The sequence below is a fragment of the Nonomuraea sp. NPDC050383 genome, from assembly GCF_044459125.1.
GTDB lineage: Bacteria > Actinomycetota > Actinomycetes > Streptosporangiales > Streptosporangiaceae > Nonomuraea.
The window spans coordinates 40,362-57,123 of the sequence record NZ_JBITIP010000014.1; the positions used below are offsets into that span (position 1 = coordinate 40,362).

15 protein-coding genes are annotated in these 16,762 nt (G+C 73.4%); 9 read left to right on the forward strand and 6 right to left on the reverse strand.

Annotation, left to right across the window (positions count from 1 at the left end):
* Positions 1-9: 9 nt before the first annotated feature.
* Positions 10-414: a VOC family protein gene (locus ACIBG4_RS29960; RefSeq protein WP_397204663.1), complete on the reverse strand. Its 405-nt coding sequence runs from the start codon at positions 412-414 to the stop codon at positions 10-12.
* Positions 415-477: 63 nt separating this feature from the next.
* On the opposite strand from ACIBG4_RS29960, the gene ACIBG4_RS29965 reads away from it, so the two are divergent.
* Entirely contained in the window at positions 478-960 is a 483-nt protein-coding gene (locus ACIBG4_RS29965; protein WP_397204664.1) for a MarR family winged helix-turn-helix transcriptional regulator, read from the forward strand.
* Here ACIBG4_RS29965 and ACIBG4_RS29970 read toward each other — a convergent pair.
* Together ACIBG4_RS29970 and ACIBG4_RS29975 are read right to left on the reverse strand one after the other, a co-directional pair.
* Entirely contained in the window at positions 941-2,182 is a 1,242-nt protein-coding gene (locus ACIBG4_RS29970) for a cytochrome P450 (protein ID WP_397204665.1), read from the reverse strand. The two genes, ACIBG4_RS29965 and ACIBG4_RS29970, sit on opposite strands and share 20 nt — an antisense overlap.
* 42 nt (positions 2,183-2,224) lie before the next feature.
* Positions 2,225-3,832 (reverse strand): FAD-dependent oxidoreductase, encoded by a 1,608-nt coding sequence (locus tag ACIBG4_RS29975; protein ID WP_397204666.1) that lies wholly within the window; start codon positions 3,830-3,832, stop codon positions 2,225-2,227.
* Between the two features lie 339 nt (positions 3,833-4,171).
* On the opposite strand from ACIBG4_RS29975, the gene ACIBG4_RS29980 reads away from it, so the two are divergent.
* Both ACIBG4_RS29980 and ACIBG4_RS29985 read left to right on the forward strand, forming a co-directional pair.
* The gene (locus ACIBG4_RS29980) at positions 4,172-5,251 is read left to right on the forward strand and encodes a WD40/YVTN/BNR-like repeat-containing protein (RefSeq protein ID WP_397204667.1); all 1,080 of its coding nucleotides are present in this window, start codon (positions 4,172-4,174) and stop codon (positions 5,249-5,251) included.
* Between the two features lie 3 nt (positions 5,252-5,254).
* Positions 5,255-5,575 (forward strand): hypothetical protein, encoded by a 321-nt coding sequence (locus tag ACIBG4_RS29985; protein ID WP_310709927.1) that lies wholly within the window; start codon positions 5,255-5,257, stop codon positions 5,573-5,575.
* 7 nt (positions 5,576-5,582) lie between these two features.
* Here the strand turns inward: ACIBG4_RS29985 and thyX are convergent, their stop codons facing one another.
* From thyX to ACIBG4_RS30000, 3 genes are all read right to left on the reverse strand, one after another.
* The gene (gene thyX, locus ACIBG4_RS29990) at positions 5,583-6,365 is read right to left on the reverse strand and encodes an FAD-dependent thymidylate synthase (protein ID WP_355444591.1); all 783 of its coding nucleotides are present in this window, start codon (positions 6,363-6,365) and stop codon (positions 5,583-5,585) included.
* Positions 6,366-6,482: 117 nt separating this feature from the next.
* On the reverse strand, positions 6,483-7,631 hold the full coding sequence (locus ACIBG4_RS29995; RefSeq protein ID WP_397204668.1) for an amidohydrolase family protein: 1,149 nt from the start codon (positions 7,629-7,631) through the stop codon (positions 6,483-6,485).
* Between the two features lie 130 nt (positions 7,632-7,761).
* The gene (locus tag ACIBG4_RS30000) at positions 7,762-9,900 is read right to left on the reverse strand and encodes an anthranilate synthase component I (protein WP_397204808.1); all 2,139 of its coding nucleotides are present in this window, start codon (positions 9,898-9,900) and stop codon (positions 7,762-7,764) included.
* A 374-nt stretch (positions 9,901-10,274) separates the two neighbouring features.
* On the opposite strand from ACIBG4_RS30000, the gene ACIBG4_RS30005 reads away from it, so the two are divergent.
* The 6 genes from ACIBG4_RS30005 to mctP all read left to right on the forward strand — a co-directional run bounded on the left by ACIBG4_RS30005 (position 10,275) and on the right by mctP (position 16,617).
* Positions 10,275-11,720: a glycosyltransferase family 39 protein gene (locus tag ACIBG4_RS30005; RefSeq protein ID WP_397204669.1), complete on the forward strand. Its 1,446-nt coding sequence runs from the start codon at positions 10,275-10,277 to the stop codon at positions 11,718-11,720.
* Between the two features lie 89 nt (positions 11,721-11,809).
* Positions 11,810-12,049, forward strand: coding sequence for a DUF6289 family protein (locus tag ACIBG4_RS30010; protein WP_397204670.1), 240 nt, complete (start codon positions 11,810-11,812; stop codon positions 12,047-12,049).
* Between the two features lie 62 nt (positions 12,050-12,111).
* Positions 12,112-13,710 (forward strand): CocE/NonD family hydrolase, encoded by a 1,599-nt coding sequence (locus tag ACIBG4_RS30015; protein ID WP_397204671.1) that lies wholly within the window; start codon positions 12,112-12,114, stop codon positions 13,708-13,710.
* Positions 13,711-13,729: 19 nt separating this feature from the next.
* Positions 13,730-14,734 (forward strand): helix-turn-helix transcriptional regulator, encoded by a 1,005-nt coding sequence (locus ACIBG4_RS30020; protein WP_397204672.1) that lies wholly within the window; start codon positions 13,730-13,732, stop codon positions 14,732-14,734.
* Between the two features lie 72 nt (positions 14,735-14,806).
* Positions 14,807-15,010 carry a DUF3311 domain-containing protein gene (locus ACIBG4_RS30025; protein WP_355444576.1) on the forward strand — a complete coding sequence of 68 codons (204 nt, stop codon included), beginning with the start codon at positions 14,807-14,809 and terminating at the stop codon, positions 15,008-15,010.
* Complete coding sequence (gene mctP / locus ACIBG4_RS30030) at positions 15,007-16,617, forward strand: monocarboxylate uptake permease MctP (RefSeq protein WP_397204673.1); 1,611 nt, start codon at positions 15,007-15,009, stop codon at positions 16,615-16,617. Before ACIBG4_RS30025 ends, mctP begins: the two co-directional genes overlap by 4 nt.
* The last annotated feature ends 145 nt before the right edge of the window (positions 16,618-16,762 follow it).

Genomic DNA, 16,762 nt, shown 5'->3' on the forward strand with positions numbered 1-16,762 from the left:
TAAGGGCGGCTAGTACGACTGGAGCTCGATGAGGTTGCCCTCGGGGTCGCGCAGGTGGGCGGTGCGCAGGGTGGGACCCCAGGCGGGGCGGTCCTGCGGCGGGGCGACGAGCCGGGCCCCGTGGCCGGCCAGGCGGGTGGCGGCGGCGTCCACGTCGTCCACTCTCATCACCAGCATGGACGTGTCCTGGGCGGCGGGGGTCTCGGGCAGGTCCGAGGTGCCGACGGCGGCCGTGATCGCGGCCCGCCCGAACAGGACGAGCCCGGCCTGCCCGTCGATGTCCCAGTTGGCGTACGACGCCTCGGGAAGGACCTTCACGGGCTCGACTCCGTGCAGGTCACGCAGGGCGGCCTGGTAGAAGGCCACCGAGGCGGCGAAGTCGCGCACGAGCAGGCGCGGGTAGAGGGCGTCCATGCCGAAGGTCTCCAAATCAGTGGGTAAGTACCAATGATTGGTGAAACCCTACACTAGGGGGCCATGGAGCCGCCGCCCACCCTGCTCGGGATCACGACGTTCGTGCTGCACAAGGTCGCGGTCGCCGCCCGGCGCGCCGTGGCGGAGGGGCTCGCCGCGGAGGCCGGGCTCAGCCTGTGGCGGTTCGCGGCGCTGGCGGCGCTGGCCGACCACGGCCCGGCGGCGCAGCGCGAGCTCGGTGACTCGCTCGGGCTCGACCCGAGCGACATGGCCCGGCTGATGGACGGCCTGGTGGCGGACGGGCTGGCCGAGCGCGACCGCGACCCGGGCGACCGGCGGCGCTACCGGGCCTCGCTCACCGACGCCGGCCGGGCCGCCCTCGACCGGGGCCGGGCCGTCGTCGCGGCCGTTGAGGAGCGGACCCTCGCCCCGCTCACGGCCGCCGAGCGCTCCGGGCTGCGTGCCCTGGCCGGCAAGCTCCTCACCGGCGAGGCCGCCGCAGAGCAGACCGTCGCAGAGCAGACCGTCAGACAGCGGCCGGAGTGACCCCGTCGTAGTCGACGAGCACGTGCCGCGGCCCGCGCAGCGTGGCGCTGGGCCGGTAGGGCGGAGGGTCCTCGACCAGGCGCGGGTTCACCAGGCGGTTCACGAGCTGCTGCAGGACGATCTGCGCCTCCAGCCTGGCCAGCGCGGCGCCGAAGCAGTAGTGGACGCCGCCTCCGAAGCCCAGGTGCTCGCTGTAGCGGCGGTCCGGGTCGAAGGTGTCCGGGTGGCTGACGTGCGCCGGGTCGCGGCTGCCCGAGGCGAGGACGAGGACGACCGGCGCGCCCGCCGGGATCGTGGTCCCGGCGACCGGGATGTCGGCCAGCGTCACCCGCGACGACAGGAAGTGCACCGGCGGCTCGTACCGCAGCAGCTCCTCAACCGTGGTGATGATCAGGTCCGGCTCGGCGCGCAGCCGCTTGAGCAGCCCTGGGTGGCGCAGCAGCGTGAGCATGCCGTTGGCGATGAGGTTGACCGTGGTCTCGTGCCCGGCGACCAGCAGCAGCGCGGACGTGGCGATCACCTCGACCGGCGTCATCCCGCCCTCCGGCCCCTCGTACGTGGCCATTCCCGACAGCATGTCGTCGCCCGGCGATTCCCGCCGTGCCGCGACGAGGTCGGCGAGGTACGTCTGGAGCTTCGAGGTCGCCTCGGCCCGGGCCCGTTCCCGCTCGGCGCGGTCCGACTCCCCCGGGCCGAGCGTCTCGACGATCGCGTCGGCCCAGGCGTGGAAGCGCGCCTCGTCCGCGCGCGGCACGCCGAGCACCCGGCAGATCACCGTGACGGGCAGCGGGTAGGCGACGTCGTCGACCACGTCGGCGCGGGTGCGGCCGGCCAGGCCGTCGATCAGCTCCGTGGTGATCGCCAGCATCTCGGGGCGCAGCGCCTCGATCCGGCCGGGCGTGTGCGGAGGCCCGAAGTGGCGCATCGCCAGCCGCCGCAGCCGGTCGTGCTCGGGCGGGTCCTGCCCGATGAACGACACGCCGCCCGCCCCGCCGGCCGCGTCCCCCTCGGGCCGATGGGCGAGGTTGCGGCGGTCGGAGCTGAGCCGCGGGTCGTGCAGCAGCTCCACGATCTCCCGGTACGTGCTGACCACCCACGTGCCGTCCTCCCGCCGTGTCACCGGGGTCTCGCGGAGCTCGGCGTACAGCGGGTACGGGTCGGCTCGGCTGGAGAAGTCGAGGATCTGCTCGAAGACGTCGTCCGACGCCTTATCTCTCGGCATTTCGGTTCCTCCCGGGACGGTGGCGTGCGGGCGCGGACATGGTCACTGCTCGCCGTACACGAGCGAGGCGCGGCGCTCGGCGGGGTCGTGGCCGGTCACCACGACGGTGGCGCCCTCGCTGGCGACCGCGCGCTCGGCGACCTCCGCCGGCATCGGCCCCATGTGGCCTCTCATGTCCACATGAGGGAAGTCCGGCGGGAACGGCGCGGCCCGCTCGATGAGCCGCTGGTAGAACTCCAGCCAGATCGCCTGGTCGAAGGTGACCGCGGCGGTGATCCGGCCGCGGTAGCCGTAGACGGCGACGAAGCGGCGCTCGGCCACCGAGCCCTGCGTGACGACGATCTGGTCGGCGAGCGTGGGCACGCCCACCGACTTGACGTTCACGCCGAACTGGCTGGACCAGAACACCGGCAGCGCCAGGTGCGGCCAGCGGTGGGCCTGGTCGCTGACCATGTTGTGCGCGGCGATCTCGGCCTGCGAGACGGCGTTGCCCCAGTGCTCCAGCGACATGAACTCGTAGTGGAAGACCGGGTGCGGGAAGCGCGCGATGTCGCCGGCCACGAACACGTCGTCGGTGACCAGCCCGTTGGCGTCCACCGCGCGGCAGCCCGCGTCGCAGGCCACGCCCCACACGCCGGCGGCCAGCCCCGAGCCGCGCAGCCACTCGACGTTGCGGACCGCGCCGAGCGCGACGACCGCCACCTGGGCGTCCACCGTGCTCCCGTCCGACAGGCGGGCCCGGCGCAGCCGGCCGGCGTCGTCGCCCTCCAGGGCGGTGACGGTCAGGCCGCAGCGCAGGTCCACGCCATGCTCGCGCTGGATCTCGCCGGCGATGCGGCCGATCACGCCGCCCAGGGCGCCCATGAGCGGCGCGGGGCCGCGCTCGACGAGCGTCACGGGCAGGCCCAGCTCGCGGCAGGCCGAGGCGACCTCCGACCCGGTGAACCCGCCGCCGATGACCAGCACCCGCTCCGGGCCCGCCGCCAGCGCCTCGCGCAGGCGGGCGGCGTCCTCCAGGGTGCGCAGCACGTGGACGCCGTCAAGGGCGGCCTCGGCCTCGTCCGGCCAGGGGCGGGCGCGGGTGCCCGTCGCGATCAACACCCGGTCGAACGGCACGTCGCGGCCGTCGGCCAGGCGCACGCTCTTGGCGGCCAGGTCCAGGCCGGTGGCCGGGTTGCCGGGGATCCACTCGGCCTCCACCTCGCGCAGCCGGGGCAGGCGGGCGTGCTCGGCGGGCGCGCGGCCGGTGAGGATCTGCTTGGACAGCGGCGGCCGGTCGTACGGCTCGTGCGTCTCCTCGCCGATCACGGTCAGCCGGCCGGTGAACCCCTCGCGGCGCAGCACCCCGGCCGCCCGGCCGCCGGCCAGCGAGCCGCCGACGATCACGATGTGCCCGTCGCGCCGGACGCTTCCGGAGCCGCCGCCGAGCCGCCGGACGGGCGCCGTCCAGTGCCGCATCGCCATCCGGTCCACGTGCAGCGCCTGCACCGGGCAGGCCGCCGCGGCCCGCAGGACGTGCTCGCGCTGCGCGTCGTCAGGCTCGGGGTCGTAGGCGACGGCCTCCTCGCCGTGCATCGTGAAGACCTCCGGCGCGAGGTAGGCGCACTGGCCGTACCCCTGGCAGCGCGTCAGGTCGATGACCACCCTCACAGGACACTCCCCCCTGTCGGCACGCCGGGACTCCCCCGCCGGGCGCGCCTCGCCGGTCCCGTGGACGTACCCCGCCCGCTCCGTCGCGTAGCCCCCCGCCGGTGACGGGTTGCGCAAAGCCGCTGCTCAGCGCGATCACATCACGCCCCGGGAACGGTCCGGACGCGAATCCCGCACTGCCGGGCGGCCCCGGGTGCGGCGTGACACCATGGCCGGAAGACGGCACAGAGGACGACCAAAAACGACAAAACAGGTCCAAAAGGCGAAGGCCACAGGACGATCGGCCGGAAGACGGCACGGAAGACGGCGCAGCGACGGCGGCGGCGATGGGAGTCTGCAATGAGTGACGCGATGCTCGCGATCGGCACCCGCAAAGGGCTGTTCCTCGCCCGATCGACCGGCGGCGGCCCGTTCGAGGTCCAGCCGATCCGGTTCTCCACGGTCGGCGTCCCCTCGGTGGCGATCGACACGCGCGGCCCCTCGCCCCGGCTGCTCGCCGGCATCGAGTACGGCCATTTCGGTCCCTCGGTGATGTACTCCGACGATCTGGGCGAGTCCTGGCAGGAGGCGTCCCGGCCACCGGTCGCGTTCCCCGACAAGACCGGCGCGACGCTGGCCCGCGTCTGGCAGCTCCAGCCGTCGCCGTCGGAGCCGGGCGTGGTGTGGGCCGGAGCGGAGCCTGCCGCGCTGTTCCGCTCGGAGGACCGCGGCGTCACCTACGAGCTGGTCGAGGGGCTGTGGGAGCACCCGCACCGGCCGCACTGGCAGCCGGGCGGCGGCGGGCTGTGCCTGCACACGATCGTCCCGCATCCCAGCGACCCGCGGGTGATGGGCGTGGCGGTGTCGGCGGCCGGGTTCTACCGCACCGCCGACGGCGGCCTGTCGTGGGAGGCGGCCAACCAGGGCATCCGGGCGCCGTTCCTGCCGGAGGGGCGGCAGTACCCGGAGTTCGGCCAGTGCGTGCACAAGGTGGCGCTGCACCCCGCACGGCCCGACCGGCTGTTCCTGCAGCACCACTTCGGCGTCTACCGCAGCGACGACTTCGGCGGCGCCTGGCACGGCGTGGGCGGGTCCCTGCCGTCCGACTTCGGCTTCCCCGTCGTGGTCGACCCGCACCGCCCCGACACGGTGTACGTGCTGCCGCTCCAGGCGGACGTCGACCGCACCCCGGTGGAGCACCGCCTGCGCGTCTACCGCTCCGACGACGCCGGCGACACCTGGCGCCCCCTCGACCGAGGGCTGCCGGAGCCGCCGGTGCACGTGACCGTGCTGCGCGACGCGATGACCGCCTCGGAGGCGGGCCTGTTCTTCGGCACCCGCGACGGCGAGGTGCACGCCTCCACTGACGGCGGCGAGAGCTGGAGCCTGGTGGCCAGGCACCTGCCCGACGTCCTCACGGTGCGCGCGGCGGTGCTCTAGCACATGGGCACCCGACGGGCCAGACCCGTGACCATGGTCGTGTTCGTGCTCCCCAGCTCGCTGCGGCGCTGGGTGAGCGGCAGGAGCGAGGTGAAGGTGTTCGCCGTCGCGGCCGACTCCGACACCTCGCCCACGCTGGGGTCGGCGCTGGACATGCTGCGCCGTACGCACCCGCTGCTGGAGGAGCGGCTGCGTGACGACTACGGGCGGATCCGCCGCCACATCAGCATGATCGTCTCCGGGGAGGACGCGCGGGGGCTCGGCAGCCTCGACTGCGCGCTGCCGCCGGGCGCCGAGGTGTACGTGCTGCCCACCCTGGCCTGACGCGGGCTCAGACCTTGCGCCAGCCGGGGACCCAGGCGCCGTCCTCCACGACGTAGTCGCCGAACAGGGCCGGAGCCTCCTTCAGCATGAGCTCCCCGATGCGCTGGAACAGCAGCCGGATCTCCTCCTCGGCCCCGACGGCCGTGCGCGCCTCGATGGTGTGCCGCAGCGTGCGGACGTTGGCCGTCCAGACCAGGCCGGTGGCCAGGCCCTCGGGGGCGAAGCGGCGCATGAACGAGGTGCGGTGCTTCTTCTCGGAGAACGGCTTGCCCTCCTCATCCAGCTCGAAGTGGTCGGCCATCCACAGCTGGAAGCGCTCCAGCTCCTCCAGCACCGCCGTGGCCCGCTCCATCAGCTCGGAGTCCTCGCGGGCCCAGTCGGGGAACCAGAACGGCAGCTCGTCCAGGCGGACGAAGCGCAGCGACTCCTGGGAGATGGCCACGCCCGGCCGGTGGCGGACCAGCTCATGCGTCAGGACGCGGCTGACGTTGTGCAGCACGAAGCTGAAGCTGACGTGCTCCAGAACCGAGCCGTGGGCGCTGGCCAGGATGTTGCGGAGGTACTCGTCCTGGTTTTCGCGGATGCGGACCACGTTGGGGTTGAGGCCCGGCTCGAACGAGCGGTAGCAGAGCCGCCCGGCGAACTCGGCGAGGTTCTGCGCGTCGAGGTCGCCGCGGTCGAGCCGCTCCAGCCACCGCTCGCCGCCGACCTCGCCCAGGTAGCGGGCCAGCTCGTCGTAGTCGAGCTGCGGACGGGCGACGATGAAGACCTCGGGTTCGACGGTGCGCATGGCGAGCCCCCGCTCGGTTAGGCGATGTGACGGGCCAAGCAAACCAGGTCGGGCGGCCGGGCGCGAACTCCGGGGTGCCCCACCCGTCCACCGCCGTGCGCGTCGTTCCGGCCGACGTCAGAGGCGGTAGACGCGGCGGGCGTTGCCCGAGCCGATCATGTACGCGACGCGGGCGGCGTCGGGGGCGCTCCACTCCCCCGCGTCGAGCCGCTCCTTCAGCGCCCGGCCCAGGGCGCGCCGGAACGACACGGCGCCGAGGTGGGCGGTCTCGGCCACGCCGGAGCAGCCGGAGCCGAAGAGCTGCTTGTGGAAGGGCGCCAGCTCCAGCAGCTCGTCCACGACCCGCCACGACGCGGCGCCGGTGCGGGTGAGCGCCCGTCCGACGTCCACGTGGACGTGCGGGTACGTGGCGGCCAGGTAGGCGGCCTGGCGGTGAAATGGGTAGCAGTGGAGCAGGATGACGGTCACGCCGGCGGGCTGGAGCGCCTGGAGGAAGCCGGTCAGCAGCGCGGGGTCGGTCCGGTGCGGCGGCGCGTGCCCGGAGTCGGGACCCGCGCCCGTGTGGAGCTGGAGGGGCAGCCCCCGCTCGCGGGCCACGTCGACGGACGTCCACAGCAGGTGCCGCAGCGCCACCGGGTCCGTCAGCGGATCCTTGGGGTCGGCGAGCCGCCGGTTCGCGGCGGCGATCACCGACCCGCGGCTGGGACGGGCCGGGTCGAAGTCGAGGCCGTGGCGGTGCGCGGTGACCGTGCTCAGGCCCACGGCCCTGGCGGCGCGGGCGGACAGCTCCTCGGCCAGGCCGTCCAGGTAGTCGGAGGCCGTGCCCGCCATCTCGGCCACGTCGTGCTCGACCTGCTCGACGCGGACGATCTCGTCGGCCGCGGCCGAGCCGTGCCGCCCCATCTCGGCGGCCGGCAGCAGGTCGCCGCTCTCCGTGCCGGTGTCCACGAGGAACGCCGCCACCCCGGCGGCCCCCAGCAGCCGCCGGTTGACCTCGCCGGCGCCCAGCTCGGCGCGCCGGGCCAGGTAGACCGCGGGCGGGGCGTGCGGCGCCAGATCGAGGACGGGGGCGCACCAGCGGCGCACGGCGACGCCGACCGGGGTGTCGAAGTGCGTGGTGCCGGGCGGCGCGGGCACGCCGCCGCCGATCAGCAGCTCGTACTGGGCCCGGGACAGGTCGTCGCGGCGCACGGCGTCGCAGTGGTGGTCGACCAGCGGGGCGAGCAGCGCTTCACGCACCGTGTCGGGCAGGCCGGGGGGGAGCATGCGGAGACTCTAGGGCGTACGGCCGGGCCGCCGCGCCGCTTTCCGCACACCTCTGCCGCACCGGCCGTTCGGCGTTCCCCACGCGGGCCCGGACGTCGCGGACGCCCGGGCCGCGTGGAGGGCGGCAGGGTCAGCGGCGGGAGAGGCGCAGGACGTTGGCGATGATCTTGGCGCCGGCGCCGCCCTCGGCCGTCAGGATCGACTCGGGGTGGAACTGCACCCCGAACCGCCGGTTGCGGGTGTCCTCGATGGCCATGACGTTGCCGTCCGGCGTCACCGCCGTGGCCTCGAAGCCGACCACGCCGGGCCGCTTGGCGTGCAGCGAGTGGTAGCGCGCGGCGGTGAACTCGGCGGGCAGCCCCTCCAGCAGCGCGCTGTCGCCGAGCCGCGTCACCTGCCCCCGCTTGCCGTGCTCGGGGTAGTCGAGCAGCTCCAGCGAGCCGCCCGCCTGCTCCACCATCGCCTGCAGGCCGAGGCACACGCCGAAGACCGGCAGCTCACGGGCGTAGATCTCGCCGATCAGCGCGGTCATGCCGAAGTCGGACGGCCAGCCGGGGCCGGGCGAGAGCACCACCAGGTCGGGGGCGACCTCGTCGAGCGTCGCCGGCGGGAACCCGTGGCGCAGCGTCACCACATCGGCCCCCTCCTGCCGGAAGTAGTCGGCCAGGGTGTTGACGAAGGAGTCCTCGTGGTCGACGAGCAGCACCTTCATGCCCCGGCCCGGCTGCTCGCGGACCGGCGCGGCCGCCACGGCGTGCGGCTGGTTGACGGCGGCCAGGGCGCCGAGCAGGGCGCTGGCCTTCAGCTCGGTCTCGCGCTCCTCGGCCTCCGGGTCGGAGTCGAACAGCAGGGTCGCCCCGGCCCGCACGGTGGCGAGGCCGTCCTTGATCTGCGCGGTGCGCAGCGTCAGGCCGGTGTTCATGGAGCCGTCGAAGCCGATGAAGCCGATCGCGCCGCCGTACCAGCGGCGGGTGGTCGCCTCGTGGTCCTCGATGAACTGCATGGCCCACGTCTTGGGCGCGCCGGTGACGGTGACGGCCCACATGTGGGTGAGGAAGGCGTCGAGGGCGTCGAACTCGGGGCGCAGGCGGCCCTCGATGTGGTCGACGGTGTGGATGAGCCGGGAGTACAGCTCGATCTGGCGGCGGCCGATGACCTGGACCGAGCCCGGGACGCAGATGCGGGACTTGTCGTTGCGGTCCACGTCGGTGCACATGGTCAGCTCCGACTCCTCCTTCACGCTGGTCAGGAGGGTGCGGATGGCCTCGGCGTCCTCGACGGGGTTGCTGCCGCGGGCGATGGTGCCGGAGATGGGGCAGGTCTCGACGCGCTCGCCGGTGACCCGGACGTACATCTCGGGCGAGGCGCCGACGAGGTGCTCGCCCTCGCCGAGGCTGATGATGAACTCGTACGGCGCCGGGTTGCTGTGCCGCAGGCTGCGGTAGAAGGCGGCCGGCTCGGTGCACACGGCGTGGAACAGCTGGCCGGGCACGACCTCGAACAGGTCGCCGCGCCTGAACTTCTCCTTGGCCGCGGCGACGACCTTGGCGTACTCGCCCTTCGGCGGGTCGGACGGGATCTCGGCGGGCGTGGCGATGGGCGTGGAGTCGCCGGTGCGCTCCAGTCCGCGGGTGCTCGCCCCGTCGACGGTGAACTCGTAGCGGTGCTCGACGCAGGTCTCCCGCTGCCGGTCGATCACGACGAGCCGGTCGGGCAGGTGCAGCACGAGGTCGCGCTGGTCGGCGGGGCGGGCGAGCTCCTGCCTGATCGGCTCGAACTGGAAGGCCAGGTCGTAGCCGAAGGCGCCGTACAGGCCGAGGTGCGGGTCGTCGCCGCGGAAGGCGGCGATGACCTCGCGGATCGCGCTGAACACGGTGGGCCGGCGGCTGCGCATCTCCTCGGGCAGCAGGTCCTCCGACTCGGGGACGAACACCTCGACCCGGTCGGCGGTCGGCTCCTCGACCGGCTTGCCGGCGGCCAGCAGGCACGACGTCACGGCGGGCAGCACGACCCGGCCGCGGGCGTTGAGGGCCCGGGCGGAGATGGTGCGGCCCTTGGCGACGAGCTCGACGCAGGGGTCGACGTAGCCGAACGCCCACCTGCTGTAGCGGCCGGGATAGTCCATGCCGGAGGAGAAGGCGCCGCCGCGCCGTACGTCGAGGGCGGTCACGATCTCCTCGAGCGCGTCCTCGGACACCTCGCGCGTCTCGCGCTCGACGCCGATGCCGCCGGCCGTGACGTAACCGCTGGTATATCCGCTCGTCTCCACAGTTGCTTGCCCCTTGTTGATGTTGCCGTTGATGTTGACCGTCGAAGTGCACTGCCACAACGCCGAACCCGGGGGCGGACACGAGAAAGGCCGCCTACCGGGGCGGCCGTCCGTCGAAGATGTGCGAAACTCGCGCCGCCTAGAAGCGGCGCCACCACTGAAGCTCGACGCGGTTTCGCATGTCCCCAGGGTAGCCGCCGAGCCCAAGATCATGCAACGCGGCGCGCAGCGGGGGCTCCGGCATTCCGTGCCCCTCCGTGCCCCCTCGGCGCCCGCTCCGGCGGCGTGACGGACGGGCGCCAGCCGGAAGGCCGCGTGAAATAGCGGGGGGCGTAGGGGTCCGCGCGGCGGGGCGAACGGCTAGCTTGACAATCATGGAACGCCCCCCGTTAGCCTGGCGGTCGACAACGGTCGTCGTGGCGTGCCTGGTCGCGGTGCTGCTCCTGCTCGGCGACCGGTACGGCTACCACCGTGACGAGCTCTACTTCAGGGTGCTGTCCGAGTATCCCGCCTGGGGCTACGTCGACCAGCCCCCGCTCACCCCGCTGATCGCCCGCATGTCGATCGCGCTGTTCGGCGACACGCTGTTCGCGCTGAAGATCTTCCCGGCCGTGGCGGCGGCGCTGCTGGTGGTGCTGGCCACGCTGATCACGCGCGAGCTGGGCGGCGGGCGCGTCGCCCAGGCCGTGGCCGCGCTCGGCGTCGCGACCGGCGCGTACACGCTGGTGGCCGGGCACACGATGCTGACGCTCAGCTTCGACCTGCCGTTCTGGGCGGCGGCCGGGCTGTTCGCGATCAAGGCGCTGCGCCGGGAGGAGCCGCGCTGGTGGGTCGCGTTCGGCGTGGTGGCCGGGCTGGCGACGTACAACAAGCTGCTGATCGCGATGCTGGCGCTGGGCCTCGCGGCCGGGCTGCTGCTCGCGGGGCCGCGCCGGGTGCTGGCCAGCCCGTGGCTGTGGGCGGGCGCGGCGATCGCCCTCGTCCTGGCCGCCCCCAACCTGATCTACCAGGCGACCCACGACTGGCCGCAGCTCAAGATGGCCGCGGCGCTCAGCGAGGGCGAGGGCGACGAGCAGCGGCTGATGTTCGTGCCGATGCAGTTCGGGCTGTTCGGGCCGGTCGTGGCGGTCATCGGCGGGTTCGGCTGGTGGCGGCTGTGGAAGGACCGGCGGGTGCGGGCGGTGGCGGTCGCGTTCCCGGCCGCGGCGGTGCTGACCGTGCTCAGCGGCGGCCGGTTCGACTACACGGCGGGGCTGGTCCTGCTGCTGTTCACGGCGGGCTGCGTGAGCGTGGAGGCGGCGGGCGCCGGCCGGGTGCGGCTGGCGGTGGCGTCGCTGGTGGTCAACGGGCTGGTCTGCGCGGTGATCGCGCTGCCGCTGCTGCCCGCCGACCGGCTGGCCGCCACCCCGATCCCGGACATCGACGAGGTGGTGCGCGAGTCGGTCGGCTGGCCGCAGTTCGCCGCCGCCGTGCGGGGCATCCTGGACACGCTGCCGCCCGAGGAGCGGGCCCGCGCGATCGTGCTGACCGGCAGCTACGGCGAGCAGGGCGCGCTGGCGCAGGCCGGGATCCCGCGCGTCTACAGCGGGCAGAACCAGCTCCACCTGTACGGCCCGCCGCCCGAGACCGGCACCGTCGCGGTGGCGGTGAACATCGGCCGGCGCGGCATGTACCGGCAGTACACCACGTGCGAGCAGCGCGCCGTCGTGGACAACCGGGTCGGCGTGGAGAACGAGCTGCAGGGGATGCCGGTGTTCCTGTGCCGGGGACTGAAGGGCTCCTGGCGAGCCGCCTGGCCGCTCTACCAGCACTACAGCTAGCGGGACCACGAACCGCGGCGCGGGCCTTGATCTCCGGGCCGGGCGGGCTCATGATCCGGTCAACGGTTCCCCCAGCGAAGGGCTTCGCCATGCGCCGTTCCCTCCTGTCCCTCCCCGTGGCGGTCGTGCTGGCCCTGGCCGGCGCGGCCGTCACCAGCGCGCCCGCCCAGGCCCGGCCCTGCGGCCTCGGCAACTACTGCGTCACGACCTACTACTCCGACTCCTCATGGACCACCGTGGTCGGGCAGATGGTGGAGGAATGCGAAGGCGGCGGCGGCTCCTGGGGCGTCCGCACGATCTACAAGGACTTCTCGGAGGTGCCCTGCTGACCACGGACGCGGGCAGCGGCGCGGGCTTCCACCTGCCGGGCGGCATCTGTTACTGGTAGGTAATGCGACGCGTGCGGCTCCAGCGTGACCTTCCCGTCCCCATGCCGGACGGTGTGACCCTGATGGCCGACCACTACGCGCCCGCCGGCGGCGGCCGGGCGCCGGTGGTGCTCATCCGCTCCCCGTACGGCCGGCGGGGCCTGTTCGGCTGGATGTACGGGCGGGGCTTCGCCCGCAACGGCTTCCACGTGGTGATCCAGAGCTGCCGGGGCGGCTTCGGCTCCGGTGGCCTGCTCGACCCGATGGCCGACGAGCACGACGACGGCCTGGCGACGCTGGCGTGGATGCGGGCCCAGCCCTGGTACGGCGGGTCGTTCGCGATGTTCGGCCCGTCGTACCTGGGCTACGCGCAGTGGGCCATCGCGGCCGACGCGGGGCCCGAGCTGAAGGCCATGGCGGCCCAGATCACCGCGTCGCAGTTCCGCGACGCCGCCTACGTGGGCGGGGCGTTCGCGCTGGAGTCGGCGCTGAGCTGGACGGCGCTGACGGACGCCATGGCGCGTCCCTTCGGCGGCGCGGCGGCGCTGACCGCGCCCCGGCTGACGCGGCGGGCCGTGCTGTCGGGGCGGCCGGTGGCGGAGCTGGACGTGGCCGCTTCGGGGCGTCCGCTGCGCTTCTACCAGGATCTGCTGGAGCACCACGCCGACCCCGCCGTGCCGTACTGGGACAAGCGCGATTTCTCCCCTAAGGTCGGGCAGGTGGAGGCGGCGGTCACGATGCTCAGCGGCTGGTACGACGTGTTCCTGCCGTGGCAGCTCAAGGACTATCTGGCGATGCGGCGGGCGGGGCGCCGGCCGTACCTGACGATCGGGCCGTGGTACCACGTGGACGCCCGGCACGGGCGGACCTCGATGGCCGAGGGCCTCGCCTGGTTCCGCGCGCACCTCATGGGCGACGCGTCCGGGCTGCGCGCCGACCCGGTGCGGGTGCACGTGACGGGGGCCGGCGAGTGGCGCGACTACCCCGACTGGCCGGTGCCGGGCATGACACCGCAGCGGTGGCACCTCCAGCGGGGCTTCGGGCTGGATCCCGAGGCGCCGCGGGCGGCCGGTCCGGACCGGTTCCGCTACGACCCCGCGCACCCCACGCCCGTGCTCGGCGGGCCGGTGCTGCTGTCGGACTCCCGGCCGCGCGACCAGCGTCGCCTGGAGGCGCGGCGCGACGTGCTGGTCTACAGCTCGCCGGCGCTGCCGCGGGACGTCGAGATGATCGGGCCCGTCACGGCCGAGCTGTTCGTGCGCTCCAGCACGCCGTACGTGGACGTGGTGGTGCGGGTGTGCGACGTGCACCCGGACGGCAGGTCGCTCAACCTGTGCGAGGGCGTACGGCGCCTGAGCCCGGGCTCCCCCGGAGACCCGGACTCCCCTGACGGAGACGTGCGGCGGGTGGTGGTGGAGCTGTGGCCGCTCGGGCACCGCTTCCGGGCCGGGCACCGCATCCGCGTGCACGTGGCCGCCGGCGCGTACCCGACGATCGCCCGCAACACCGGCACCGGGCGGCCGATCGGGCTCGGCGGTCCGATGGTCGCGGCCGACGTCGAGGTCTTCCACACCCCGGAGCTGCCCTCGGCGGTGGTGCTCCCCCGCGTGGCGGTCCCATGACCGGACGGGAGGCACGGCTGTGCGCGCCGGGCGGCTGATGTCGCTCGTCCTGCTCCTCCAGGCGCGCGGCAGGATGACGGCGGCGGAGCTGGCGCGCGAGCTGGAGGTGTCGGAGCGGACCGTCCACCGCGACGTGCTGGCCCTGTCGGGCTCGGGCGTGCCGGTTTACGCCGACCGGGGCCGCGGCGGCGGCTACCGGCTGCTCGACGGCTACCGGACCCGGCTGACCGGCCTGGACCGGGCCGAGGCGGAGGCGCTGTTCCTGTCGGGGGTGCCGGCCGCGCTGCGGGAGATGGGCCTGCAGGGCGTGGCGGCGACGGCCCGGCTGAAGGCCGCGGCGGCCCTGTCGCCCGGCCTGCGCGACGCGCCCGCGACCGCGGCGCAGCGCTTCCACCTGGACGCGCCCGGCTGGTTCGCCCCGGACGACCCGCCTCCCGCCGCCCTGGCGCCGCTGGCCCGGGCCGTGTGGAGCGACCGGCCGGTCACCGCCGCCTACCGCGAGCGCCGCCGCACCCTGGAGCCGTACGGGCTCGTGCTGAAGGCGGGGGCGTGGTACCTCGCCGGCCGGGTCCGGTCCCGGTTCCTGGTCTTCCGGGTGGACCGGTTCGGCGAGGTCGAGCCGCACGAGGGCGTGTTCGAGCGGGACCCTGACTTCGACCTGGCGGCGTTCTGGGCGGAGCACGCGGCGGCCTTCGCCCGCTCCCTGCTGCGCGAGACGGTGACGCTGCGGCTGACGGAGGCGGGGGTGCGGATGCTGCGGCACGTCGCCGACCCGGCCGCGCTGGACGACGCGCTGGCCTCGCTCCAGCCGGACGGCACCCTGCGGCTGGGCGTCGAGTCCGTCGCCGTGGCCTACAGTCAGGTGCTGCGCCTCGGCCCGGAGGCGGAGGTGCTCGGGCCGCCGGAGCTGCGTGCCCTGCTCGCCGGGGCGGCCGCCCGCATGGCCCGGCTGTACGAGCACCAGGAGGAGGCTCCGGGAGATCGACCGTTCGGCGCGGCGCTACGACCACTCGGCGATCCGTGACCTGACCGGAACCCCGGTCTGTCTAAGGTGCGGGGTCGAGAGCTGCTTCTCCTCACGCCCAAGGAGACCGCCTTGCCCGGTGACAAGAGTGACCGCAGCCCCTGGTACTGGCTGCTGCTCGTGCCCGTCGTCATCCCCCTGCTGACGTTCCTCTACAACGCCGACGAGCCGCGGCTGCTCGGCTTCCCGCTGTTCTACTGGCTGCAGATCGCCTTCATCGCCCTCGGCGTGGCGACGACCACGATCGTCTACCGGATGACGAGGAGGCGGCCGTGAGCGCGCACACGACCGAGATCGTCGTCTTCTCGGTGCTGTTCCTGCTGGTCAGCGGGATGGGCTTCGTGGCCGCCCGGTGGCGCCGCCCCACCGACCTGGCCAGCCTGCACGAGTGGGGGCTGGGCGGCCGCAACTTCGGCTCGTGGATCACCTGGTTCCTCATCGGCGGCGACCTCTACACCGCGTACACGTTCGTGGCGGTGCCCGCCCTGCTGTTCGGCGCGGGCGCGGCCGGGTTCTTCGCCGTGCCGTACACGGTGGTCACCTATCCGATCGTGTTCCTCATCATGATCCGGCTGTGGTCGGTGTCGCACGTGCACCGGCTGGTCACGCCGGCCGACTTCGTGCGGCTGCGGTTCGGCTCGCCCACGCTGGCGCTGCTGGTGGCGATCACCGGCATCGTGGCGACCATGCCGTACATCGCGCTCCAGCTCATCGGCATCGAGGCCGTGCTGAAGACGATGGGCGTGGCGGGCAGCGGGTTCCTGAGCGACCTGCCGCTGATCGTGGCGTTCGTCATCCTGGCCGCCTACACCTACCAGTCGGGGCTGCGGGCGCCGGCGCTGATCGCGTTCGTCAAGGACGTCCTCATCTACCTGGTCATCCTCGTGGCGATCATCTACATCCCGGCCCGGCTGGGCGGCTGGGGGGCGATCTTCGACGGGGCGAAGGCCAAGTTCGAGGCCACGCCGGCGCCCGGCGACGGACACCTGCTCAACCCGAACAACCAGCTCCAGTACGTGACGCTCGCGCTGGGCTCGGCGCTGGCGCTGTTCCTCTACCCGCACAGCGTCACCGGGGTGCTGGCCTCCCGTAACCGGGACGTCATCAAGCGGAACATGTCGGCGCTGCCCGCGTACAGCCTGCTGCTGGCGCTCATCGCGCTGCTCGGCTACATGGCGATCAGCGCGGGCATCAAGCCGATCGGCACCGACGTCAACACGGTGGTGCCGCAGCTGTTCGACAAGATGTTCCCCGACTGGTTCACCGGGGTCGCGTTCGCGGCGGTCGGCATCGGCGCGCTGGTGCCCGCGGCCATCATGTCGATCGCGGCGGCCAACCTGTTCACCCGCAACATCTACCGCGAGTACGTCAACCGCAACCCGACCGACGCCCAGGAGGCGAGCGTCAGCAAGGTCACCTCGCTGGTGGTGAAGGTCGGGGCGGTGCTGTTCATCCTGCTCATCGACCCGCAGTTCTCGATCGACCTGCAGCTCATCGGCGGCGTGATGATCCTGCAGACGCTGCCGTCGGTGGCGCTCGGCCTGTTCACGCGGTGGTTCCACCGGGCCGGGCTCATCGCCGGCTGGGTCGCCGGGATGGGCGGCGGGCTGCTGATGCTCTACGGCATCGCCAACCCGGCCACCAAGCACGCGCACTTCGGCGGCTCGGCGTTCCCGCTGGCGAACCTCGGCCTCGACACGAAGATCACCGTCTACGCGGGCTTCCTGGCGCTGCTGGTCAACCTGGTCGTGGCCGTCCTGGGCACGGTGATCGCGCGCGCGGCCAAGGCCGCCGACGGGCCCGACGGGACCCGGCCCGCCGACTACACGGCCGACGAGGGCGACCCCGCGGTCAAGGAAGTGGACCTCGCCGGCTCGACGTGAACCGCCCGGCGTCTCACATTCCGGGATGTTTGGTCACTATTTAGGCCAAACCGTAATCCCATCGACATTGGGCTTAATACCTCCGTAAAGCTAATCTCCTTCCGTTGACCACCAAGTCATGAGCCGGTCAGACGACCGGCTCATG